Source organism: Proteus sp. fly-1013 (assembly GCF_040140245.1).
GTDB classification, from domain to species: Bacteria; Pseudomonadota; Gammaproteobacteria; order Enterobacterales; family Enterobacteriaceae; genus Proteus; species Proteus mirabilis_B.
Genome location: NZ_JBEEWD010000002.1, coordinates 160904 through 185247 on the forward strand (window position 1 = coordinate 160904; position 24344 = coordinate 185247).

The following is a 24344-nucleotide window of genomic DNA, read 5'->3' on the forward strand; positions in this document are numbered from 1 at the left end:
ATTAATTACTCAATAGCTACTAATACACAACCCTTTAAACAGCCGCATTGCACTTTATGCCCCTCTAACGCGACAGGGATATTGTTTATTTTCATCATGGTATCCCCCTCAATAATTTTGCCTTTTTGCTGACAAGCAGGGCAATAAACTTCATCGCCTAAACAGGCAATTTCATGTATTTGCTTTGCTAATAAAGAACCGCTTAATACGGTTCCTTTAGTATTGGTAGTATCATTTTTTAAAATAATTTTTCGTCCTTGGATTGTGCTACGCATGTTTATATATCCTTTTATAAATTATTAACAGCAAACTTAGCTAAAAAATCTAAATAGAATGCTTAATTGCTTCCGATAATTTATCTTCTATTTCTTTACAAGGTGGCAGCTCTTTATCAACCAAAACAACTTGTTGTTCTATTTGTCTATCAAGATCTTTGGGAATAGGCGCTTCTCTAAAAATAGAATATTTTTTTCTTGTGTACTTGCCTTCAATCAAAGGAGCTAATCCATAAAATAAATATTTGGTAATATATCCTAATCCCCATGCTTTATCATTACTACTTCCGCCTCCTAAAAAACTAAACACCGTTAAGTTTGGATAATATTTATGTTCTATCAACTTATTATTTTCATCAACTCGATATAAAATAAGTGCTAATGTTGGTTTCATATCTGCAAAATTAATTTGAGAATACTTAGCAACATAAACATTCATTTTCATATCCCAAGTATAAAATAATTGTTTTTCTCGATCGCATATTAGATAAGGTCTATTTCTAGCAATAAAACCAAAATAGATCATTGGTAAAGAACATAATAATGGAGCTAATAGTAAAAACAAGTCTAAAATAATGCTTTTCTCTCTTATAAATGAATTGCTATAATAATAGTCCCAATAATTTATAAAAGAAAGTTTTCCATTCTGAATATATTTCTTTTCTAATTCATCATTATCCCTATGCTGGGGTAATATAAATATATTATTCTTATTATCTTTCTTATCTAATATTCTAAGGAAAAGAGATTCTGTATTTTTCCAAGGATCAATATAAATTGTTTTAACACCATAGCTAAAAGCCCAAAGTAAGCCGATAACAAAAGGAATCGCTAACATAGTCCTTCCATTAGAAAAAGCATGGCGTATTACCAAACGTAAATTGTCTATTTTTTCCACAAAATCAAGCGCACCAGCTTGATATTGAGTCATTTTTGATGTTTCTGTTTGTAATAGTGATTCACAGTGATCACTGAGTTTGTGTTTTTGTTCCATCGTGGATATCAATCTATATTAATCATCAATAAAGAACCGCTTAATACGGTTCCTTTAGTATTGGTAGTATCATTTTTTAAAATGATTTTTCGTCCTTGGATTGTGCTACGCATTTTTGACTTTCTTTTTATCGATTTCGGCTAAAATGCAGCTTACTTGTTGCTCAAAATCAGTAGGGAGTGGGTTTTTATTAAACCAAACAAGCGGTTTTCTTCGACTATAATTAGTCTGGCTAATTGCATCTCGACCTTCTTTCATAAACGTATTAATAAAAGTCACAAAATGCTTATTTTCAGCCGTTCTACTCACTAAAAGACCTGTTGAGTATGAAATATTGGGTTTAAAATAGCCTTCTATTAATTTTCCTGTTTTTTTATCAAGACAATAAAGTTTTAAGAACATTAATGTACCTGCATAACCAAATTCAGCATCACAATAACGTGTCACTAATAACTGTCTGGAATTCCAGACATAAAGAATTTGCCGCTTTCTATCTACTTTTAATACCACCCAAGGCATATAAAAAATAATTAGCCCCATTAATATCATTCCAATTAATGGCATAGAAAATAATGCAATCTCTTGATAAATTGCATTTTTTGTTCCTTGATAAAAATCACCAGAATAATAAGCTTTTAGGTAATCCCAATAAGTGACTTTTTGGTTAAAATATGGCTTGTATGCATCATATATTTCTTTCCAACTATTGCTAACTACAGAATATTCTTTATCATAATCTTTCTCATATATTTTCACACTTTCTTCAAATCTTATTGTTCCATAATAAATTCGTTCACATTTATCATGTAATAAGTAAATAAAACTAAAAAAAAGTACAATAAAAATGGGAATAGCCATATTCTTGATAATATTTCTATTAGGAGAATCAATTTCACATTCATCTTCATTCAATTCATTTAAAAAATCAAAGTCTTTTAATTTAATATTGGAATTATAATTATCATTATCTCTCTTAAAAAAATTCATTTCTATCTTATGAGGATGATTTGTACCACTAAATAAACTTGCCATTAATTTACCTTATCATTAACAAAACCAATTAATTCCTTGTTAAGTTCAAAATCTTTATATCTCCTTGGAGAAATAATATTTTTCCCTTCATCAACCTTATAATACCAATAAATTGATGATATAGACTCTGTTGGATTATAAATATCCTGTTTATATTCAACATCAAAAGTAATAATAAAATTCCCATCTTTATCAAAGCAATTTTTTTCTATAGCACGAGCTACTGCCTTTTCTAGTGATGTTTTAAAAATCTCATTATACTTTTTATTATTTGACAAATAATATCTTCTAGAATTAAACTCCATAAAAAAAGAAAGATCTTTATAATACTCCGACAAATGATACTTCGCTGAATCATAGTCATCTGCATTAGAAACATAAATATTTTCAATTAATTTATATTCTACCTCAGAAATACCAAATTTAAAATTCGGCAATATAAATCTGTAAGATAAACTACGTTTATAATCATTATTATTAGAAACAACATTTTTTATTTCTATTTTAGGAGAGAAAAAAATATTATAAAATTCTTGTAATTCTATTTGAAAATAATGATGGTTTTTATCAAATTTATTTATATATTTTTTAAGTTGATTTCCAATTTTACTATCTCTTTCACTATTTTTATCTTTTTTACCATAAGCAATATATTGATTACCTTTACCCCAAAAACAATTTTGTAATAATTTCTCCAATGCTCCCCATTCATATTTTTTACTATAAATATAACTTCCAATGAGTCCTAATATCCCAATAATAATTAAAGGCCACCCAATAGGATTTAAAATAGCCAGAACTCCAGCTTCAGCACCTAAAGCCATTATACCTAAAGATAATGCCAGTGAGCTAAAAGCTTCTGTAACTTTAGCCCAAGCAAACCCATCATTACCTATTGTAAAAGCTGAATTAGATTCAAATAATGGAAGTGCAAAACCAAGAATTATTACAGCCCATGAAATTCCTTTTAAGGCAACCTTACTAAATCGAGCATTAATTTCAGGTAATGTCATTCTTTTTAAAAACATACTATATCTAGGATTAATAACAAGGCTTGCATATTTTTGCATAGTACTTTGAATATCAAAAATAGCTTGTATACTTGCAAATAAATGATATCCCATTTGCAATGAATATATACTTCGTGCTTGTAAAGCTAATGGATTATTTTTTTCAAATTCAGTTGGATATTTAGTTGTAGCAAGCCCAATAATTCCACTAACAAGCCAAAAAACATCTTTTGCAATAAGAGCTGTTGCACTTACATCATAAAAATTAAAATTTGAATTTTTATTTGACTTTGAATTCTTGTTTGTGTTTAATTTTTCTGATATCCATTTAAAATTTGGCAAATTTATTACTACATTATTACCGGCACCTTTAATTCTTTCTTTCCAATTAAACATTTTATCCATTATTTTTTGATTATTTATTGAAAATGAAGGTTGTTGTTTTAACTTGTTTATTAATTTATTAAATTGCTCCCCAGTCATTTCACTAAAATTAGTGTAACTTACATAAATACCAAAGTAGGATAAAATTGCAGGAAGGATCTTATTGGCTATTATATCTACTCCTTTTAAACTGATCCCTCTTGAATGAGTAGAAATATTCTTTAATTTATTATGAGTATGTGTAAAAGCATAACCTAATGAATCCCAAAAAATAAAAATTGCAGATTTTACTACTGGAAGTATTTTTTCACTTAACTTCTCATTACTTTTATCTCTAACCTTATCTTGAGATAAGATATAAAATATCACTTTTGCAAAGCCTGCTAGAAAATCATCATCTTCCTTGAAGGAATATAATGAATCAAGTAATTCTTTTCCTGCTTTTGAACTATGTAATGGATGTAATAATGTAGAATGAAGTTCACAATAGCTAACAAGATCTCTTAAAAAATCACTATGCCAAACATTACTTTCTTCTAGTTGTTCTTTTATTAAAAAAACATGATCTACATAGTTTTGAATTCCGCCTATTTTAGGTGCTATCATAGAACTCGTTAGAAATTCTTGATAGAGATTAACAATGTTTAATTGGATTTTTTGAAAATCTAAATAGCAATTTTCAATTTGTGCCGTATATTTATTTAAATCATCAAATTTTATACTTTTCTCAAGGATTTCTTTTAGCTCTTTCCCTGCTTCAGGAGACATACTTTCACTTTTTGTCTGTTCATCAAGTTTCTTAATAAATGTTCCTATTGTATTAGGATAACTCCAATGCCCTTGAAATAAAGTATAAATACCAGTAACAAAGAGATAAAGTGATAATATATCTTTTTGATAACCGACAGGATCATAAAGAATTACTAGAGTAGCATTTTCATTCTCATCTAATGTTTTCTGAAGTTGATTAACAAGCTTTTTCGTATTTTGAGTAACACTTATATTGCCTGTTACTTCTGAAAAGTACTCACCTGGTAGATCCCGTTTTATTTTCTTAGCTTCATCAATAAATGTTTCAAATTTTTTCTCCTCATTTTTATAGTCTTCGATAAGTGCAGAAATATTTTCTTCCGTTGGTTTAATACAATAATCATTTTTTTCTAAAGATATCAAGTTAATGAATTGCATGAAAGATTTTCTATATTTTTTATTTTTGATAATCTTTTTTAAGATATAAGGAGATAGTTCTATATCACTAAATAAAAAAGATGCATTAATGACATCTTTTTTTATTGTCAAATAAGGATATTGTTTTTTATCTTCGCTGGTAATTAATTCACCTGATTTTTCATCGATAAAAACAGTATTCTTAATGAATTTTTCTTCCGCTACTCCATTTTTTTTCGCAGATAAACCTTCAGAACTATCATCCCCCTCATTATATAATTTTTCATTATAAGAATAATTTATTTGATGTTCAAAAATAATTAAATTACCAATCTTATTATTTCTTGTTGGAAACGATCCCTCTTCAAAAATATAGATCCAGCCTTGTCGTAATAAACGAGCTGAAAATCCTCGATTCTCATCAACACTGCTTGCATTAAGTAATGTATCTATAGGAGGTGGTAATGCAGCTTTTGCTTTTTCATTACCATATAAATTCGAATACGCATACCTTACTGGATACACTGCTCTATGATCATCTTCACATGGACATACAACTGCATCTGCTTGTAAATTACGAGGACTCATTTCATTTATTTTTTGAACAACATCAACTGTATTAGTCTTTTTTTCAGTTTCTGTTGTAATTTTATTTTTTTCCGTCATGAGTTCACTCCTTGATTATTTGAACAATATGTATAGCGATGATAGCTAAAAAGAACTTGGTTATGTTTATAAGGCATTGCATATTCAGTCGCCTCTTTCCATTTTTGAAGATCATTGCGACTGATATAACGAGCCAATAAAGTGTATAAAATAGCTTGTGTCTGTGTGATATCTTCTAAAAAACTTTGATTAGCTAATTTTAGACAATAGTTATCTAATTCAATCGCATTATTTTCATTAGCATCTGGCGAAAATTGAATAATTAACTGTTTTGCTTTTGTTATATTCTGTATTAATGTTAGATTTGAATAATATCTATACAACCTCTCATTAATAAATAATGATTCTCTTACCCCATCATCATTTAAATAGTGAGGATCAAATGTAATTTTAACACCATCAATATATTCTTTATTATAACCATAGAACGCATTGATACCACTAACAACATTAAGAAGTTGTCCTTCCTTTAATGATTCAATAAAAGGAATAAAATGTGTAACATCATAAAATCGGAAAAAATTCCACGTATTTAACTTTTGGTTATATAAATAAGTTAATTTTCTTAATTGACGATGTAATTCAAAAAATGGTTTAGTACTATTTAAAAATAATCCTAATGTTCCTTTATTTGGCATACACATATAGTCATCTAATAATTGTTGCCCTGCTTTATTAGATAAAATTTGTACTAGATAGGGTGCATTATCTTCTAAACTGGTTTGAGTCTCTCCTTGATAAAGAGGTTGCCAAGGCAAACAAGAGCCATATAACATAGGAATGAGTGATCGCCCTGTTTGACGCAGATATTCTCCGCTATCAATCACTAAATATAATGTACAACCATTAATAAACTCAGGAGAACCTGACTGATAATAAATATCGCCTTTTTCCGAAGGAAGTGGATTTGTTAGGTTTTTTTCATCAATAAGAATAGCATTTATGTGTTCACTATTTTGTTTACGTAATTGACGAATTAAAGGTAATTCAAGTTTATTGCTTCTTTTAATAAACGTTATTGCAGGAACAATATCATCATATATTGCGGCACTGTACTGATTTTTATATTGGCTAAAATAATGGCGCATTTCATTAATAGCTTGATCTTCATTTTCCCCTAATAATGTCATATAGCCACAGAACTTTTCACCCTCTCTAGTATAGTGGCATTGCGCTACCCAATAATTTTGATAGATTTCATTTATTGTCGAAGTCATTATGGCGTATCCTGCTTTAATGCTTTTGCTCGACAATCTTCCGATAATGGAAGCCCTTCATTTACAGCAGCTTCCAATGAAGGTACAACTTCCGGAGCTCCGCCTACAATAGAAACATTCCCTCTTAGTGTAATATTTCCAGTAATAGTGACACCTTGAGCATCCAGTTGAATGCTTCCTGATTTCCCTTTAATTATCATCGTTTCACTGGCTTGTAGAGTATGTACTTTGGTATGAGAATGAATACCACCAGCAACTGTCAATTTATAATCATTTTGTATATCACATTGTTTATTTTCACCTACTTCTTGAAAATGACTGGCATGGATCACTTCTTTCCAATGATTATCAATCCGAGTAATGCGATCTTTACCAATTTGCTCGAATTGATTGACACCTACGTTAAGGGTTTGCTCATTAACTATACGAATAAATTCATCATGACAAACCTCATGTTTGCGATCATTTGCAACTTCATGAGATTCATTTTTACCAATATATTGAAATTTATTATGGTTAATATGCGTATTTTGATCCCTCTGCGCATGTAAATACACTTCTTCACGTCCGCCGGCATCCTCAAATCGCAGTTCATTAAACCCAGTACCCTTATGGGTCTTGGTGCGAAATGTGGTTCGGGTTTTTTCTTTGGGTAAATCAAGTGGGGGAGCATTACGACCGTTATAGGTGCAACCGGTGATAATTGGTCTATCAATATCGCCATTTAAATAAGACACAATCACCTCTTGCCCAATGCGAGGGATCGCCATAAAGCCGTAGCCATCGCCATTCCAACCCTGTGCCACTCGCAACCAACACGAACCACTATGATCAGGCTTTCCGCGTCTATCCCAATGAAAATAAACTTTTACCGCGCCCTGTTCATTGGTGTAAATCTCCTCACCCTCTGGACCAACGACTGTCGCCAACTCATCACCATCCGCCAGCGGTTTATAATGAAAAGGCGGTCGCCATTCCTGCGTGCCGGGAATAAAAGTGACATTATTTGAAAGTTGAGTTCCCTCACCGCCACCGTTATCCGCAGAGGGCTGTACGCCATGATGCGAAACGCTGATCACCTGCCAACGTGAATTCATACGCGCACTTGGGTGATTGGTTAAGGTAAACACTTTGCCCGGCATTAACGCAAAACAGTTAGTGCTTGCTGAGCCTGTTTGACGATAATTTTGAGATTGCTCATAGCGTAATTGATTTAGCGGCTGCGCTTCTGCCTCTTCTTGAAAACGGCCATAGCTTTCAAAAACAGGGTGTTGCTGATGAACGTCACCCGTTGTGTTTTGTGATAACGGGTAAGAAGGACGTATTGGGTTATAATCTTTGTCAATACGCACATCACTGCATAAACGTTCGGTATAGCGCCATGTGGTGGCAGTGGTATCCGTAATATCGGTTTCTGCTTGTGGGTTATACGTCAGCGTGATCCCCGCCGTCATCCCTAAATGATTGTCGCTATAAAACAGTTTTGGCCCTTCTTCAAACCAAAAATTGATCCCTTCTTCAAACGCTAAACGACACCAGAAGGCATAAGCGGATTCGCGCTTTTGCGTGATATAGCGGCGAGTTTGATGCAGTTCGGGTTGATAGAACTGGTTGTCATATTTGATATGGGCTTCATCTAGCAATTGCTGAAGAATTTGAGGTACCGTTTTATGTTGGAAAATACGGCTATCTTGATTAAGCGTCATTACCCACATTTCAGGACGAATAACAAATTGATACCACGTTTTAACGCCGTCGGTGTTGCCTTGTTCAGCACTCGCCAGTAAGCCTTGAACCGTGCGGATTGTTTTACCGTCACGACTGACAGTTAATGATGAAGCCACACCTAATTGGTTGGCAAAATCAATATCACGTTGCTCACTCACCGCGTGTATCGAAAGCGTGAAAAGCTCTGATAATCCTTCGTTTAAATCAAACTGAGTGACTTGAAAAGTACTTTTAGGTAAATCGCCAATTTGGCAAGTAAACACTAACCCTGTATGAAGTAATCCCTTTCCTAGGGTGTCGAGTAATTCGCTGTATTTTTTAATGCGAGCTTGCTGTTCAGAGAATGTCATCCCTATTTCAAAAGGGCGAGATGATGCCGGATCATCTAATACCAAACGAGGTTTAGGGGTATTGTTAGCGTCATTCGTTGACATAAAAGCTCCCATTTAAATGTGACAAACACGCAATAAAAAAGACAAAAAATGCAGAGAACAATGGGCTCATGACAGAGCCCATAAATAAAGTGTGAAGAATTAACCTTCGAGTGGTGCACGCCAGTCGTCAGAGCCTGATGTCCCTGCAACGGTGTGTTCCCAATCAATTTTGCGATAAGAAAGAGATACTTCGATCAGTTGAGTGAAGTCAGACTTAGTCGGATCTTGGCAGTGTGGCATTTGGCAATCGATATTCACGATGGTGGCATCAGTTAATGTGGTGGTGAAGAAATGCTCTTGCTTCCCTTCAACCGAGGTGCGATACCATTTTAATGTGATTTTTGGCAACATTTCGCCCGAGGCTAAGGCGTTATACAGCAGAGGAACCGCTTTGTTTAACGCCACCGTAAAACGGAAAGGTTTATGCGCACGTTGACCTGAAGGCTGACCCGATTGTGGATCAGTGGGCACAGTCACTACATGAGAGAATGCTTGCACCAGCATTTCATCTTCGTGGCCTTGAACATAAATATTTCCTACTGATTCAGCCGTAAATGCACCCGCAGTAATATTGCCTTGGGTTTTTCCTTCAATGGAGATATAGCATGGAGTTGGCATGGCAAGTCCTTAATTAACTATCAGTTATTGTTTCTCAACAAAACTATTATTGTTGATGTCCTTTTCAAAAAATCAGCCAGTGCGCACTGCGATTTGATTAGAGTAGCTTAAGTAATTTTGGAAGGAAGTAAAGAAAGGGGCAGAGAGAAAGGACGTTGTATCCTCGTAGGATAAGTGACTTAGCGTAAAATAATTGTTCAGACGTTATTTACTGCTTTCGTTTCTTAAAATAAGTGTATTTACTTACATCATTCTCTTTCGCAAATGTCCGAAATCTCGCTAAAGCCAGCCAGTTCTAATGTACATGGATTTTTAATATGTAACAAAGTGTGTATTTTGTTTCAATTTGTAACAATATTGATTTATAAGGAAAAAATAACCCTATTTTCAAAATAATAAGCAAACTACGATTTTTATTCTCAAAGGACAAAAAATCCGCACCTAAAATTTAGTGTATCGCAGAAGATTTATTTAAATAGAGGAAAAAATATCACCCATAGAGTGATTTTATGAAATAAGCTCAGAAAGAATAAATAACGAAAAGAAGAGAAGAAAAAAGAAGAGAAGAGAAGAGAAAAAAGAAAAGAGTAACCAATAAACTTTCACAGACAAAAGTTGTGAGCGAGCAAGAAGTTATCCGCGACAGACAGTGCGCAACAAACGAGCATACATAAGTATGTGAGTCTTGTGAGCACACTGTCTAACAAAGGATAACTTTGACGCAGCCACAACCTTTCAGATCAGATACTGAAAGAGGAACCGCAACCACACGTACTCGTAGCATTAGGATTCGTCACAATAAAACGCGACCCCTCCAATCCCTCAGTATAATCCACACAGCCGCCCACTAAATACTGCAAACTCATCGGATCAACCACTAAGGCAACGCCTTGTTTTTCTATGGTCATATCACCTTCATTCATTGCATCATCAAAGGTAAAACCATACTGGAATCCGCTACAACCGCCACCCGTGATATAAACACGTAAACGCAGATTTGGATTTTCTTCATCCGCAATCAAATCTTTTACTTTATTTGCAGCCGCGTCAGTAAATTGTAACGGCAGAGCCATATCATCACTCATTGTTCACTCCAGACTGGGTATTCCAGCAAAAAAACAGCCAGCAAAAATTTATATTTCTTGCTGATATAATGTGATGATTATCTAATACCTGCTCATAACCTTCAAGTTTGTTGTGGACAAAATACACTTTTTGCTACCTATCGCTTTTTACGATAAATCACGCACCCACAATAACAGTGATAAATCAAAATGTTGTTGTCGTGTATTTGGCTTCATCTGCGTGGTGCTTTAGAATACGCCTTAATCTTACGCTCACCCATCATTAGGAGTCTGACATGAGCAAGTCTGAAACGCTTTATAATCTCGCACAACAAGTGATCCCCGGCGGTGTCAACTCACCTGTTAGAGCATTTAACGGTGTAGGTGGAACCCCTCTTTTTATTGAACGTGCTAATGGTGCGTATATTTATGATGTTGATGGACGAGCTTACCTTGACTATGTCGGCTCATGGGGACCGATGGTTTTAGGTCACAACCACCCTTCCATTCGTCATGCTGTTACTGACGCGGTACAAAAAGGCCTAAGCTTTGGCGCACCAACGGCTGCTGAAGTTGAAATGGCAAACCTAGTCACTGAACTGGTACCTTCTATGGACATGGTTCGCATGGTGAACTCAGGTACAGAAGCGACAATGAGCGCTATTCGCCTTGCTCGTGGTTACACGGGTCGTGACAAAATCATTAAATTTGAAGGTTGCTACCATGGTCATGCAGATTGCCTATTAGTTAAAGCAGGCTCTGGCGCGCTAACGATGGGACAACCAAATTCACCGGGTGTACCCGCTGATTTTGTAAAACACACCTTAACCTGTACTTACAACGATTTAAATTCTGTACGCCAAGCATTTGAAAATTACCCTGAAGAAGTCGCTTGTATCATTGTTGAACCTGTTGCGGGCAATATGAACTGCGTACCACCAAAAGCAGACTTCTTACCGGGCTTACGTGCATTATGTGATGAGTTTGGTGCATTGCTGATTATTGATGAAGTTATGACAGGTTTTCGCGTGGCATTAGGTGGCGCACAAGCTTATTACGATGTTGATCCTGATTTAACATGCTTAGGTAAAATCATTGGTGGCGGTATGCCAGTGGGTGCATTTGGTGGACATATGGAAGTGATGTCTAAACTCGCACCAATTGGCCCTGTTTATCAAGCAGGTACTTTATCAGGTAACCCAATTGCAATGGCAGCAGGTCTTGCGTGTTTACACGAAGTATCACAACCCGGTGTTCATCAAACATTAAATGAACTAACAACAATGCTGGCTGATGGTTTACTTGAAAAAGCACAACAAGCGGGCATTCCAATGGTTATAAACCATGTTGGCGGGATGTTTGGTCTGTTCTTTACGGATGCAAAAGAAGTCACTTGCTATCAAGATGTGATGAACTGCGATGTTGAACGCTTTAAACAATTCTTCCATTTAATGCTAGAAAAACGTGTCTACCTTGCACCTTCTGCATTTGAAGCAGGCTTTATGTCTATTGCTCACACTAAAGAAGATATTCAACGCACTATTGATGCAGCGGAATATGCTTTTGCTCAGATGAAGGGCTAATATTCGATTCGTTTTTTAATAAAAATAAGATGCGAATAAACAAAAAACGGCACTTATGTGCCGTTTTTATTTTAGCTAATCTATGTGATTACTTACTCAGAAAACAAATCTTTTAACCATTTCGGGGCGCCACTTTCATCAGTATCTTGCTGAACAGGTGTGCATAATCCATCTGGATTTGCTGTCCATACAGGTAAAGTACGAACACCGCCGCCATAACAAGCAAAGTTACCTTGAGCATCAACAGACATCTCTGCGATATCTTCTGGCACTGGTGGATTTAATTTCAGCGGTGCCTGATTCTCTAAATAATTACGGTACAGCAACAATGCCCCGGTTGAACCCGTTAAGTTCGTTGGGCCATTATTATCGCGTCCCATCCACGAAATCGTCACTTCTTTGCCATCTATTCCCGCAAACCAACTATCACGGAGATCGTTAGTGGTACCGGTTTTACCTGCAAGGTTGTAATTACCAAATTTTGGTTTTAATACGCGCCATGCTGTTCCCGAATTCACCACTTGTTGCATACCAAATAGCGTCATATAAGCAGCTTGAGGTGAAACAGTTGTTTCAGCTTGAGGATAACTTTGGTAAAGCACTGTACCATCTTGGGCAATCACAGAACGCAATGATGACAATTTTGCGCGATTACCTAAACTACCAATTGTTTGGAAGGTTTGAGCCACTTCCATTGGTGTTAAGTTTAATGCACCTAATAACATCGCTGGCACTTTTTCTAGATTTTCCGCTGGTGCGCCTAAGTTGATCCATGTTTTGATCACTTGGTCTAATCCCACTTCTAAACCAAGATTTACTGTAGGTATATTACGTGAGGTTGCTAACGCATCCACCAGCATTAATTTACCTTTATAACCACGATCGTAGTTACGAGGTTGCCAAGGTTTCCCCCCCGGAATAGGCACTGAAATCGGTTCATCAGCAAGCCATGTATTTAAACGAAAACGCTCTGGCTCACTTAATGCGGTTAAATAGGTCGCGGGTTTTGCCAAAGAGCCAATCGAGCGACGGGCTGATAATGCACGGTTAAAACCTGCATATTGTGGTTGAGATCCCCCCACTAAGGCTCTTACTTCACCACTTAAGCGATCCACAACAACCATCGCCCCTTCAAGATCGTCAATTTTACGAACTTTACGGATATCCGCGACACCCACTTCAACCGCTTTTTCAGCTGCATCTTGTGAGACAGGATCTAATGTGGTGAAAATTTTTGTACCTGATAAATCTTTCACTTTATCGCCCAAGGTTGTTTGTAACTCTTGGCGAACCAGTTGCATAAACGCAGGTTGAGGTGTTAACGCTTCGCTACGTGGCTTCACACCCAAAGGACGCGCACTAAGCACATTGTAAAGCTCTTGGTCGATTATCTCTTGGGTTTGCAGTAGTTTTAATACCACATTACGGCGCTCTAACGCTGCTTTAGGGTTACGCCAAGGATTATAAGCAGATGCACCTTTAACCATACCCACTAAAAGCGCTTGCTGATCAAGGCTTAATTCATCAACAGGACGACCAAAATAGTAAAGGCTAGCTAAAGGGAAGCCTCGAATTTGTTCATCGCCACTTTGCCCTAAAAAAACCTCATTAAGATACAGTTCTAAAATGCGATCTTTGCTATAACTCGCATCCATAATGATCGCCATATAGGCTTCATTAAGCTTTCTTTTTAACGTTCTTTCGTTAGTCAAAAACAGGTTTTTCACTAACTGTTGCGTTAAGGTACTCCCACCTTGAACTGCTTTACCTGCCGTAAAGTTCGCTAATACTGCACGGCCAATAGAATAAAGGCTGATACCGTCGTGCTCATAGAAACGGCGATCTTCTGTTGCAATTAACGTATCCACTAATAATTGTGGAAATTTATCCCTTGCTAAGAATAAGCGTTGTTCACCATTTGCAGATTGCATCATGGTAATTAATTTAGGATCAAGACGGAAAAAGCCAAATTGCCGTTGATTATCCATGTTAGTAATACTAACCAAGGAATTTTGCTCAAAGGCTAATTTAGCTAAAATTTGTTCTTCACGACCATCAGGAAAATCGAAAGGTCGGCGCAACATTTCAATCGTGTTGCCTCTTACCACAAATTCGCCGGGACGAGTGATTTTGTTAACATTGCGGTATTGCATACCCTCAAGTAAGCTCACCATCTCTTTTTGGCTATAATTCATGCCCGGTTCTAAGTTAACGGTACGTCCGTAAACCGCGGCAGGTAATTCCCAAACATTGCCATCAAGGCGCTCTTTAATTTGAGAATGTAAATAAACACCATAAATGCCCATTAAAACCGCAACCACAATGGCGATTTTGACAAATAACCAAAACCAAGAACGACCTCTTTTGGTTTGTTTCGCTGGTCTTTTCTTTCTACTCATGAACTGTATCTCTCATTAAAACCCCTTTATCACGGGATAAAGAAGCCTAACATTGTCGCTATTTTTCTGTGTGATCCCACAAGAAAGCTCTCAAATACGAATAAAACTAGGGTAAAACTAATATTCATTTATTGGCTATATTTTTTTACTCGCCGTGTGGGTGCGGTATCTGCGGGTGAGTCAGGCCATAAATGCTTGGGATAACGCCCTTTCATCTCTTTTTGCACCTCTTTATAACTTCCTGCCCAAAATGTCGCCAAATCTTGTGTTTTCTGAATAGGTCGATGAGCTGGTGATAATAACTCCATCACAACGGGTAATTGACCATTCGCCACAATAGGGCTTTGCTGTTCGCCATAAACCTCTTGAATGCGGATAGCGATCACAGGAGGTAACTCCAAATCATAGTTGATAATCACTTTTGTGCCTGTTGGCGCCAAATAATGCGTCGGAAATAAGCTTTGAAGCAACTGATTTTCATGCCATGTTAATTGGTTTTTTATAATCGTATTAATATCAACTTGTTGTAACGCTTTTAATGTCTGAACTTCTCCCAGTTCAGGCAATAACCATGTTTCTAACGTTTCAAGTAACACCGTTTCTTCTAAATCAGGTAATAAGGCTTCTGGGCACCATTTTTTTGCCAAAGAAAGGCGTATAAAAAGCTGTTGAGTTTCTTCATTCAGTGCTAAAGCATTTAAACCGTTATCTCTCAGCCAATTCAATAATGCTTGCTGCATTTGCTGTTTATTGGGTTTGTCTAATTGGCGCTGGCTTAAGGTTAATCGCCCTAATTGGCGTTGTTGCCATGCGACCAACGTACCGCGTTTTTCATCCCATTCAACAGTCGTATTATTTTCAATAAGCTCTGGAAAAGTAGCTGATATTTCATCGATATTAATCGGTAGTGCTAATAAAATGCGGACATCAGCATAATGCACATTTTGTAGTAATAATGGTGCTAAGATCCACGGTGTATCACTTATTGAGTGCGAATGTTCCATCATGGCACCTTGCCCATTCGCTAAACGAAAACGACCTTGATTATCTCGATTTTTAGCAATCCTATCAGGAAATCCAACCGCTAATAATAAACCTAATAATTCAGGGCAAAACGTCCCTTTCCGGTGTTGAGAAAGCTGTTTTTCACGTCGTGTCCAGAAGGTGTTTTTTTGTTGAGCAATCCACTCCAGATTAATTTCTTGTCCTCGGAGCGGCTCTTCTAAGATTGCACATAAGCGTGCTGCCGTCGCAAGATGATTGTCACTTTGCTCACTTGCATAATCTAAGATAGCAGCGAGTCGAGGCTCTATGCCCCATTGCGCCATGCGCGAGCCTCGTGCAGTTAATCCACCTTGTTTATCTATTGCACCTAAACGATACAATAAATCTTGAGCGGCATGTAATGCTTGAGGTGTTGGCTTATCCAACCAATTCAACTGATTAATGTCGCGACAACCCCACTGCAAAACAGAAAGCCATAACGACGATAAATCACTACTTAAAATTTCAGGTATTTGGTGAGAAGCAACACGCTCAGCCTGCTCTTGGCTTATTAAATGCCAGCAAATACCAGCCTCAAGACGTCCTGCTCGTCCAGCTCTTTGTGTCTGTGATGATTGGCTAATTCTTTGGCGCAATAAACTAGTGACACCGCTTTTCAAATCAAATTGAGCTCGTTTTTCAATAGCACTATCAAGAACCAAGCGAATACCTTCAATAGTCAGACTGGTTTCTGCAATATTGGTGGCAAGGACGACTTTTCGATAGCCTTTTTCTGTCGGCTCAATCGCTTTTTGTTGTTCTGCTAATGAAAGCGCACCATAAAGCGGAAATAGCAAAACATTGTTATCTACTTTATCTTTTAGTATTTCTGCAACACGCACTATCTCTGCACTACCCGGCAAGAATATCAACATAGAACCGGTTTCTTGTGCTAATAATCGCAACGCCATTGTGGCAATTTCTTGTTCAAAAGGTTGATGCGTACTGATAGGAGAATACACTCTTTCGACGGGGTAACTGCGCCCTTGAGCACTGATCATGGGGGCATCTGGTAATAGTGAAGTGAGTTTTTGGTTATCTAAGGTTGCAGACATAATCAAAACACGCAAATCATCACGTAACCCCATCTGTACATCAAGCAATAGAGCCAGTGCTAAATCTGCCTGCAAACTACGTTCATGAAATTCATCTAAAATCACTAGGCTTACGCCAGCCAACTCAGGATCTTGCTGTAACATTCGGTTTAGTACTCCTTCTGTTACCACTTCGAGTCGAGTTTGTGAACTGACTTTGCTTTCCGCCTTCATTCGATAGCCTACCGTATTTCCAACATCTTCATTTAATTGACTGGCTAAACGGTAAGCAATACTTTTAGCGGCAATTCGTCTTGGCTCTAATAAAATGATTTTGCCATCAAAGCAATTTTGCTCCAGCAAATAGAGCGGAAGCGCCGTGGATTTACCTGCACCAGTGGGTGCATGAAGCAAAACTTGTGGGGATTGTTTTAATGCAGTAACGATTTTTTCTGTTACATCAAAGATTGGCAATAAATGCACACAGGCTCCATGGCTCATTAACTTTCTTGGCTAGGCATTGTAGCATTAGCGCTTTATTAAAGGTCGTATTTTCATCGGAGTCGTCATGAAATTTGAGCAACCGCTACAATCTGCCACTTTACTAAAACGATATAAGCGTTTTTTAGCAGACGTTGTTACCCCAAATGGGGAAGAATTCACGCTCCATTGCGCCAACACAGGTGCAATGACGGGATGTGCGACACCCGGTGATACCGTTTGGTACTCCACCTCTTCAAATGCAAAAAGAAAATATCCGCATAGTTGGGAACTGACTCAAACTCAAACCGATGATTGGATTTGTGTAAATACCTTAAGAGCGAATGGAATTATTGCTGATGCTATTGAGGCGGGTGACATTCCAGAATTATCTGAGTATGACGAGATAAAACGAGAAGTGAAATACGGTAGTGAGAACAGCCGTATTGACATTTTACTTAAATCAAATCATAAAGTTGACTGTTATATTGAAGTGAAGTCAGTCACCTTGCTAGACAACGGTATGGGCTATTTCCCTGATGCAAAGACAGAACGCGGTCAGAAACATCTTCGAGAGTTGACGGCTATCGCAAAATTGGGTTTAAGGGCTGTCTTATTCTACGCAGTTCCCCATACTGGGATTACGGAAGTGACTGTTGCTAAAGAGATTGACCCAGCCTATGCTTCACTGCTAAAAGAAGCCAGTGATGCAGGGGTTGAAATCTTGTGTTATCGCATCAATATTAGTGAATACAATTTAACAATTGGACAGCAATTACCTTTTATTTCAAATAGTTAATTTGAAACCGTGGTATTAGTTAAGCATTTTTTAACTAAAAAGGGACATTTACTTGCGTGCCTTCACACCATGAGAAAACTTATTGAAGGAATAATTGCTATCCTCGCGGGCATCTGCTATTTATAGCGCCCTATTTTTTCCCCTTCCTGTTTTGAAGGTGGGGATTATTCAGAAATGCGTATGTAGGAGAAGCATTATGCAAGAAGGGCAAAAGCGTAAAACATCGTCCATGAGCATTCTCGCTATTGCTGGCGTTGAGCCATATCAGGAAAAAGCGGGCGAAGAGTACATGAACGAAGCCCAATTAGCGCATTTTAAGCTAATACTTGAATCTTGGCGCAATCAGCTCAGGGATGAAGTCAACCGCACCGTTACTCATATGCAAGATGAGGCGGCAAACTTCCCCGATCCCGTTGACCGTGCTGCACAAGAAGAAGAATTCAGTCTTGAGCTGCGTAACCGTGATCGTGAACGTAAACTCATTAAGAAAATCGAGAAAACACTGAAAAAAGTCGAAGATGATGACTTTGGTTTCTGTGAATCTTGTGGAGTGGAAATCGGTATTCGCCGTTTAGAAGCTCGTCCTACAGCCGATTTATGTATCGACTGTAAAACATTAGCTGAAATCCGTGAAAAGCAGATGGCTGGCTAATAATGAGCAAACGCCTCGACCTAATACGTTGAGGCGTTCATCTGAATCTTTCGATGCACGAGATTACAGACTATATTGGGCGCTTTGCGCCATCGCCAACGGGTCAACTTCATTTTGGCTCATTGGTTACTGCACTTGGCAGTTATCTTCAAGCTCGCGCACACCACGGGCGTTGGCTTCTACGCATCGATGATATCGACCCTCTTAGAGAACCTCCCGGTACTGCATCCCAAATTATTCGCACATTAGAACATTATGGTTTGTTCTGGGATAAAGAGATCCTCTATCAATCGCAACGCCATGATGCTTACCGTGAAATTTTACACACTCTTTGGAAAGAAGGTGTTTGCTACCATTGTCATTGTAGCCGTCATCGTTTACATGACTTAGGGGGCGTGTATGATAACCACTGTCGTCACCGTGAGCCACTCACCAATAATGTGACTCCTTTTGATAAAGAGAGTGCATGGAGGTTGATCCAACAGCATCCTGTTTATCATTTTGAAGATGTTATTCAAGGTACATATTATTCAAAGAGTACGTCTATCGTGTTAGAAGATATGATTATCCACAGAAAAGATAACTTATTTGCGTATAATCTAGTGACGGTAATTGATGATAGTTATCAGGGTGTAACCGAAGTTGTTAGAGGTGCTGATCTACTTGATCCCACGTTGCGACAAATCAGTTTACATAAACAACTGAATTTACCTATTCCGCGTTATGCTCATTTACCTTTAGCAATAAATCATGACGGTAATAAATTATCAAAACAAAATCACGCGCATGCGTTGCCAGATACTGATCCAAGACCCGTCATTATCGATGCTTTACGGTTTCTCAATCAGCCTATTATTGCGGGTTGGCAAGATTATTCGTTAGCATCATTGTTAGAGATTGCGACTGCACAGTGGTCACCTTCTGAGATTTTAAAACAAAATCATCAGCAACAAGGGTATGAATAAACCACACAAAGCATTCTCAAAAAATGTTCAGTAGGCTATGATTAGCCGCTTAATTTTTTTAATTATTAGAATTTATTATTCGAGGTGTCATATTTTTAATCGAGTAGCACATTTCTGCCGTAATCTGCTAGGGCGACAAACAACGTCATCAGACACACAACCGGTAGCAAGTGAAAGGCCAGTCACTGCATCTGACCGACCAATACAAGAAACACAGAAACCTGTGCGTCGGCGTCCTGCTATATCCGCAGACCGTCCCCGTAAAAAAAAGAGTAATAAAGAAAAGGCGAACGGGAGTGATTTGCCAATGACTGTGATCCCAAGAGATCAACACCCAATTTCACGTAAAGACATCAGTGATAATGCATTAAAAGTGCTTTATCGCCTCAACAACTCAGGCTTTCAGGCTTATTTAGTGGGTGGTGGTGTCCGTGACTTATTACTGGGAAAAAAACCAAAAGATTTTGATATTGCCACTAATGCAACACCTGAAGATGTACGTCGATTATTCCGCAACAGCCGTTTAGTCGGTCGTCGTTTCCGTCTTGCTCATATTATGTTTGGCCCTGAAGTGATCGAGGTTGCGACTTTCCGCGGCTCTCATGAAGATCATGAGGTTTCAGACAATAACCAATCTCAGCAAGCACAAAGCGGCATGTTACTGCGTGACAATATTTTTGGCTCAATTGAAGAAGATGCCATTCGTCGTGACTTTACATTAAACAGCCTTTATTACGGTGTTGATGATTTTGCTGTACGTGATTACGTTGGCGGTTTATCGGATCTAAAAGCGGGTATTATTCGCTTAATTGGCGATCCTGAAACGCGCTATCGCGAAGATCCCGTCAGAATGCTTAGAGCCATTCGCTTTGCCAGCAAATTGGATATGCAAATTGCGCCTGAAACCGCAGAGCCAATTGGCAGACTCGCCCCTTTATTACGTAATATTCCATCGGCTCGCCTTTTTGAAGAGTCACTAAAATTATTACAAACAGGGCAAGGCTACAAAACTTACAAGTTAATGTGCCGCCATCAATTACTTGAGCCACTGTTTCCGCTGATTGCTTCTAAAATGACGGGGCAACATGATACGCCGATGGAGAGAATGTTAGATCAAGTTCTCAAAAATACAGACTATCGCATTAATAAAGAGATGCGAGTCAATCCGGCGTTCTTATTTGCAGCAATGTTGTGGTATCCATTAATTGAACATGCCGAAAAATTAGTCCAAGAAAGTGGTCTTTCTTACTATGACTCTTTCTCTATGGCAATGAACGATATTTTAGATGAGCAATGCCGTACTATTGCGATACCAAAACGTATTACCACAACAATGCGTGATATCTGGCAATTACAGCAACGTTTACCTAAACGCCAAGGCCGTCGTGCGAATAAATTACTTGAGCACCCTAAATTCCGTGCAGCGTTCGATTTACTGGAATTACGTGCCAATGTACAACACAATCCAGAGCTTGAAGCGTTAGCAAGTTGGTGGGCTGATTTCCAAGCGTCTAACAATACGCAACAGCGTTCAATGGTATCTGAATTAGGTCAAGCACCTGTTCGCAAACGTCCGCGTCCACGTAAACGCCCTCGTCATCCAAGTGCAAAACCTGCATCTAGACAAGAGAGCACCAATGAATAAACAGAAGAAACGTGTTTATATCATTCTGGGAAGTAATTTGAATTCACCTGACGATCAGGTGAATTCAGCGATTAAAGCAATCAGTGAGATCCCACAAACAACATTGATTGCACAATCATCTTGGTATCGTACTCGCCCAATGGGACCTCAAGATCAGCCTGATTACCTAAATGTCGCTGTTGCGATTGATACAACATTAGCGCCAGAAGAGTTACTTGATAACACTCAAGCGATTGAATTGGCGCAAGGTCGTGTTAGAAAAGAAGGTAATCGTTGGGGACCAAGAACGCTTGATCTTGATATTATGTTATTTGGTGATGACGTGATCCAAACCGAGCGATTAACCGTACCTCATTACGGACTTAAAGTACGTGAATTTATGCTTTATCCATTAGCTGAATTAGCACCTGATCTTCGCTTTCCTGATGGTGAGTTATTAGCAGATAGACTGGCGTTAGTGCCTGAAAATGGCATGGAAAAGTGGTAACTTCACACTAATACGCTCTTAATGCTAAAGGTTGATACTGCAAAAAACATAAACAGTATCAGCCTATCTCTTCTCCTTTGCTTTCCCTCAATTTTTCAAACGTCCCTTACCGCCTCAATATCTAAGCTTTTCTATATTTATTTTTCACATATAACCAATTGATGAATATAAATAAAAATTATCATTTGTTATTTTTTATTACTCATTTAGTTACTTTTTCTTCGTTTTTAGTCCTTAAATGCTACAATCGAAAGCGGCTTTATTTTGATAATCCAATATTTTCTTTAATAAACAAACAATTATGTGAAGTAATTAATTTTATCTACACACAAAAAAACGACAATGATGGAGTTTGTTACAATGAAACCCACTACGCTTTCAACGCTAAATCGCTATAAGCAAGAAAAGAAAAAATTCGCCACCATCACCGCTTACGATTCAAGTTTTGCCCGCCTTTTTGCACAAGAAGGTATTCAAGCCATGCTGATTGGTGATTCGTTAGGAATGACATTACAAGGTCATAACAGCACGCTACCCGTTACTGTTGAGCAAATTGCCTATCACACCCGCTGTGTAAGAGCAGGCGCACCTAATGCCTTCTTAATTGCTGATATGCCCTTTATGTCTTATTCAACACCTGAACAAGCTTGCCTTAATGCTGGCATTTTGATGCAAGCGGGTGCCAACATGGTGAAAATTGAAGGTGGAAGCTGGTTAATTCCTACCGTTAAAATGCTGGCCGAGCGTGCAGTTCCTGTCTGCATCCATTTAGGATTAACGCCCCAGTCAGTTAATGTTTTCGGGGGTTACAAAGTCCAAGGTAGAGGGCACGATGAAGCCGAACAATTAAAACAAGATGCTATCGCTCTTGAAAATGCAGGTGCTCAATTGGCGGTATTGGAATGTGTTCCTGTTACTCTAGCGAAAACAATTACAGACGTATTAACAATGCCTGTTATTGGTATTGGCGCGGGTAATGTTACTGATGGGCAAATTCTTGTGATGCATGACTTATTGGGTTTAACTCCCCAAGCACCTAAATTCTCAAAAGATTTTTTACAAGAAGCAGGATCATTAAAAGGTGCTGTCAGCCTTTATGTTCAACAAGTTGAACAAGGTCTGTTTCCCGAAGAAAAACATTCGTTTAACTGATTTATTATCTTAATTATCAATATCGTTTAAAGGAGTCACGCCATGCTAATTATTGAAACTACGCTTATCTTACGCAGAGAAATCAAGCGATTAAAGCAAGAAGGTAAACGCATTGCATTGGTTCCAACAATGGGTAATCTTCATGAAGGTCACCTAAAACTAATTGAAGAAGCCCGTATTCACGCGGATGTCGTGATAGCGTCTATATTTGTGAATCCACTTCAATTTGATAGAGAAGCGGATTTAGCAAACTACCCGCGCACGTTGCAAGAAGATTGCGAGTTACTACGTGATAAACATGTCGATATTATCTTTGCACCTTCAGCGAAAGAGATGTATCCACACGGTATGGAAAACCAAACCACCGTTGATGTGCCTGTATTATCTACCGTATTAGAAGGTGCAAGCCGTCCTGGTCATTTCCGTGGTGTCACAACGGTTGTCAGTAAGCTTTTCAATCTTGTACAACCTGATGTTGCGATGTTTGGAGAAAAAGACTTCCAACAACTGCAAATTATCAAAAAGATGGTAAGTGATTTATGTATGGATATCAGCATCGTTCCTGTTGCTATCGTTCGTGACAAAAATGGTTTAGCGCTCAGTTCGCGCAATCGCCTATTATCTGATAGCGAAAAACAACAAGCCCCTGCACTTTATCAAGCGATGCAAGAAATCGCAGAACAATTAAAGTCGGGTGATCATGATGTTAATCAGTTACTGCAAAATGCAAAAAACACCTTAGAGCAGCAGGGTTTTCGTACAGATGAGTGCTTTATTTGTGATGCAGATACACTCACACCATTAAGTGAAGAAAGCCGTCGAGCCGTTGTTTTAATGGCGGCATGGCTGGGTAATACACGCCTTATCGATAACCAGCAAGTTAATCTAGTGTCTTAATTATTAGAATATAGGAAACACAACAATGCTACGCACTATGTTACAAGGCAAACTTCATCGCGTAAAAGTGACACAAGCCGATCTTCATTATGAAGGCTCTTGTGCAATTGATCAGGATTTTATGGATGCCGCAGGTATTCTTGAAAATGAAGCGATCGATATTTATAACGTTGATAATGGCGAACGTTTTTCAACTTATGCCATTTGTGCAGAAAGAGGTTCACGAATTATTTCTGTCAACGGTGCTGCCGCTCGTCGTGCCGCCGTTGGTGATCGCTTAATTATTTGCTCTTATGTACAAATTCCTGACAGCGATGCGCGTAGCCATAAGCCAAATATTGCATATTTTGAAGACAACAATGAAATGAAGCGCATTGCCAAAGCGGTGCCTGTTCAAGTTGCTTAATCAATAAAATATTGTCCACTTCCCATAGGCAGAGGTTCCCTGCTTATGGGAAATAATAACAAGAACAATAAATAACCTATTGTTATTACTTGCTTGTCACGATTCACCTTGATAAAAACGAGATATAAGGTTCAAAACCGGGTTTCTTCTCCATTTTTCCTCGCTTATCTTTCTGTAGCTTGTTATAAATCATATAAGTATTGTCTGACTAC

At 37.8% G+C, this 24344-nt stretch carries 19 protein-coding genes; 9 read left to right on the plus strand and 10 right to left on the minus strand.

Annotated features, from left to right (window positions below; genetic code table 11):
* Positions 1-5: 5 nt before the first annotated feature.
* The 8 genes from ABN236_RS04680 to erpA form a co-directional block, all read right to left on the minus strand.
* Complete coding sequence (locus ABN236_RS04680) at positions 6-275, minus strand: PAAR domain-containing protein (protein WP_165125637.1); 270 nt, start codon at positions 273-275, stop codon at positions 6-8.
* Between the two features lie 49 nt (positions 276-324).
* The gene (locus ABN236_RS04685; RefSeq protein WP_349473485.1) at positions 325-1269 is read right to left on the minus strand and encodes a hypothetical protein; all 945 of its coding nucleotides are present in this window, start codon (positions 1267-1269) and stop codon (positions 325-327) included.
* Positions 1270-1374: 105 nt separating this feature from the next.
* Positions 1375-2301 (minus strand): hypothetical protein, encoded by a 927-nt coding sequence (locus tag ABN236_RS04690; RefSeq protein ID WP_349473486.1) that lies wholly within the window; start codon positions 2299-2301, stop codon positions 1375-1377.
* Complete coding sequence (locus ABN236_RS04695) at positions 2301-5528, minus strand: toxin VasX (RefSeq protein WP_349473487.1); 3228 nt, start codon at positions 5526-5528, stop codon at positions 2301-2303. Before ABN236_RS04695 ends, ABN236_RS04690 begins: the two co-directional genes overlap by 1 nt.
* Complete coding sequence (locus ABN236_RS04700) at positions 5525-6745, minus strand: DUF4123 domain-containing protein (RefSeq protein ID WP_349473488.1); 1221 nt, start codon at positions 6743-6745, stop codon at positions 5525-5527. Before ABN236_RS04700 ends, ABN236_RS04695 begins: the two co-directional genes overlap by 4 nt.
* Complete coding sequence (locus ABN236_RS04705; RefSeq protein ID WP_349473489.1) at positions 6745-8907, minus strand: type VI secretion system Vgr family protein; 2163 nt, start codon at positions 8905-8907, stop codon at positions 6745-6747. Before ABN236_RS04705 ends, ABN236_RS04700 begins: the two co-directional genes overlap by 1 nt.
* 99 nt (positions 8908-9006) lie before the next feature.
* Positions 9007-9525, minus strand: a complete 519-nt coding sequence (locus tag ABN236_RS04710; RefSeq protein WP_036933014.1) for an Hcp family type VI secretion system effector — start codon at positions 9523-9525, stop codon at positions 9007-9009.
* Between the two features lie 740 nt (positions 9526-10265).
* A complete protein-coding gene (erpA, locus tag ABN236_RS04715) occupies positions 10266-10610 on the minus strand; it encodes an iron-sulfur cluster insertion protein ErpA (protein WP_088493601.1) in 345 nt (114 codons plus the stop codon).
* A gap of 275 nt (positions 10611-10885) precedes the next feature.
* Here erpA and hemL point away from each other — a divergent pair, with 275 nt between their 5' ends.
* Positions 10886-12172 carry a glutamate-1-semialdehyde 2,1-aminomutase gene (gene hemL / locus ABN236_RS04720; RefSeq protein WP_109407918.1) on the plus strand — a complete coding sequence of 429 codons (1287 nt, stop codon included), beginning with the start codon at positions 10886-10888 and terminating at the stop codon, positions 12170-12172.
* Positions 12173-12264: 92 nt separating this feature from the next.
* Here hemL and mrcB read toward each other — a convergent pair whose 3' ends face one another.
* Together mrcB and hrpB are read right to left on the minus strand one after the other, a co-directional pair.
* Entirely contained in the window at positions 12265-14571 is a 2307-nt protein-coding gene (gene mrcB, locus ABN236_RS04725; RefSeq protein WP_349473490.1) for a bifunctional glycosyl transferase/transpeptidase, read from the minus strand.
* Positions 14572-14699: 128 nt separating this feature from the next.
* Positions 14700-17132, minus strand: a complete 2433-nt coding sequence (gene hrpB, locus ABN236_RS04730; protein ID WP_349473619.1) for an ATP-dependent helicase HrpB — start codon at positions 17130-17132, stop codon at positions 14700-14702.
* Between the two features lie 85 nt (positions 17133-17217).
* Here hrpB and sfsA point away from each other — a divergent pair, with 85 nt between their 5' ends.
* The 8 genes from sfsA (at position 17218) to panD (ending at position 24132) form a co-directional block, all read left to right on the plus strand.
* Complete coding sequence (gene sfsA / locus ABN236_RS04735) at positions 17218-17928, plus strand: DNA/RNA nuclease SfsA (RefSeq protein WP_088493604.1); 711 nt, start codon at positions 17218-17220, stop codon at positions 17926-17928.
* A 196-nt stretch (positions 17929-18124) separates the two neighbouring features.
* Positions 18125-18580, plus strand: a complete 456-nt coding sequence (dksA, locus tag ABN236_RS04740; protein WP_023580786.1) for an RNA polymerase-binding protein DksA — start codon at positions 18125-18127, stop codon at positions 18578-18580.
* A gap of 53 nt (positions 18581-18633) precedes the next feature.
* Positions 18634-19545, plus strand: coding sequence for a tRNA glutamyl-Q(34) synthetase GluQRS (gluQRS, locus tag ABN236_RS04745; protein ID WP_349473491.1), 912 nt, complete (start codon positions 18634-18636; stop codon positions 19543-19545).
* 37 nt (positions 19546-19582) lie between these two features.
* Positions 19583-21190 (plus strand): polynucleotide adenylyltransferase PcnB, encoded by a 1608-nt coding sequence (gene pcnB / locus ABN236_RS04750; RefSeq protein ID WP_349473492.1) that lies wholly within the window; start codon positions 19583-19585, stop codon positions 21188-21190.
* Positions 21183-21677: a 2-amino-4-hydroxy-6-hydroxymethyldihydropteridine diphosphokinase gene (gene folK / locus ABN236_RS04755; protein ID WP_270754202.1), complete on the plus strand. Its 495-nt coding sequence runs from the start codon at positions 21183-21185 to the stop codon at positions 21675-21677. The genes pcnB and folK overlap by 8 nt, the downstream gene beginning before the upstream one ends.
* A gap of 360 nt (positions 21678-22037) precedes the next feature.
* A complete protein-coding gene (gene panB, locus ABN236_RS04760) occupies positions 22038-22829 on the plus strand; it encodes a 3-methyl-2-oxobutanoate hydroxymethyltransferase (RefSeq protein ID WP_349473493.1) in 792 nt (263 codons plus the stop codon).
* Positions 22830-22871: 42 nt separating this feature from the next.
* Positions 22872-23726 carry a pantoate--beta-alanine ligase gene (gene panC, locus ABN236_RS04765; protein ID WP_349473494.1) on the plus strand — a complete coding sequence of 285 codons (855 nt, stop codon included), beginning with the start codon at positions 22872-22874 and terminating at the stop codon, positions 23724-23726.
* A 25-nt stretch (positions 23727-23751) separates the two neighbouring features.
* A complete protein-coding gene (gene panD, locus ABN236_RS04770) occupies positions 23752-24132 on the plus strand; it encodes an aspartate 1-decarboxylase (RefSeq protein WP_064719124.1) in 381 nt (126 codons plus the stop codon).
* The last annotated feature ends 212 nt before the right edge of the window (positions 24133-24344 follow it).

Bases quoted from the DNA above. Each gene is read 5' to 3' on its own strand.
- ABN236_RS04710 (WP_036933014.1), bottom strand. From the start codon at position 9,525: ATGCCAACTCCATGCTATATCTCCATTGAAGGAAAAACCCAAGGCAAT.
- panD (WP_064719124.1), top strand. From the start codon at position 23,752: ATGCTACGCACTATGTTACAAGGCAAACTTCATCGCGTAAAAGTGACA.
- ABN236_RS04685 (WP_349473485.1), bottom strand. From the start codon at position 1,269: ATGGAACAAAAACACAAACTCAGTGATCACTGTGAATCACTATTACAA.
- panC (WP_349473494.1), top strand. From the start codon at position 22,872: ATGCTAATTATTGAAACTACGCTTATCTTACGCAGAGAAATCAAGCGA.
- ABN236_RS04700 (WP_349473488.1), bottom strand. From the start codon at position 6,745: ATGACTTCGACAATAAATGAAATCTATCAAAATTATTGGGTAGCGCAA.
- sfsA (WP_088493604.1), top strand. From the start codon at position 17,218: ATGAAATTTGAGCAACCGCTACAATCTGCCACTTTACTAAAACGATAT.
- ABN236_RS04690 (WP_349473486.1), bottom strand. From the start codon at position 2,301: ATGGCAAGTTTATTTAGTGGTACAAATCATCCTCATAAGATAGAAATG.
- ABN236_RS04680 (WP_165125637.1), bottom strand. From the start codon at position 275: ATGCGTAGCACAATCCAAGGACGAAAAATTATTTTAAAAAATGATACT.
- hemL (WP_109407918.1), top strand. From the start codon at position 10,886: ATGAGCAAGTCTGAAACGCTTTATAATCTCGCACAACAAGTGATCCCC.
- pcnB (WP_349473492.1), top strand. From the start codon at position 19,583: ATGATTAGCCGCTTAATTTTTTTAATTATTAGAATTTATTATTCGAGG.
- erpA (WP_088493601.1), bottom strand. From the start codon at position 10,610: ATGAGTGATGATATGGCTCTGCCGTTACAATTTACTGACGCGGCTGCA.
- ABN236_RS04705 (WP_349473489.1), bottom strand. From the start codon at position 8,907: ATGTCAACGAATGACGCTAACAATACCCCTAAACCTCGTTTGGTATTA.
- ABN236_RS04695 (WP_349473487.1), bottom strand. From the start codon at position 5,528: ATGACGGAAAAAAATAAAATTACAACAGAAACTGAAAAAAAGACTAAT.
- dksA (WP_023580786.1), top strand. From the start codon at position 18,125: ATGCAAGAAGGGCAAAAGCGTAAAACATCGTCCATGAGCATTCTCGCT.
- mrcB (WP_349473490.1), bottom strand. From the start codon at position 14,571: ATGAGTAGAAAGAAAAGACCAGCGAAACAAACCAAAAGAGGTCGTTCT.
- folK (WP_270754202.1), top strand. From the start codon at position 21,183: ATGAATAAACAGAAGAAACGTGTTTATATCATTCTGGGAAGTAATTTG.
- gluQRS (WP_349473491.1), top strand. From the start codon at position 18,634: ATGCACGAGATTACAGACTATATTGGGCGCTTTGCGCCATCGCCAACG.
- panB (WP_349473493.1), top strand. From the start codon at position 22,038: ATGAAACCCACTACGCTTTCAACGCTAAATCGCTATAAGCAAGAAAAG.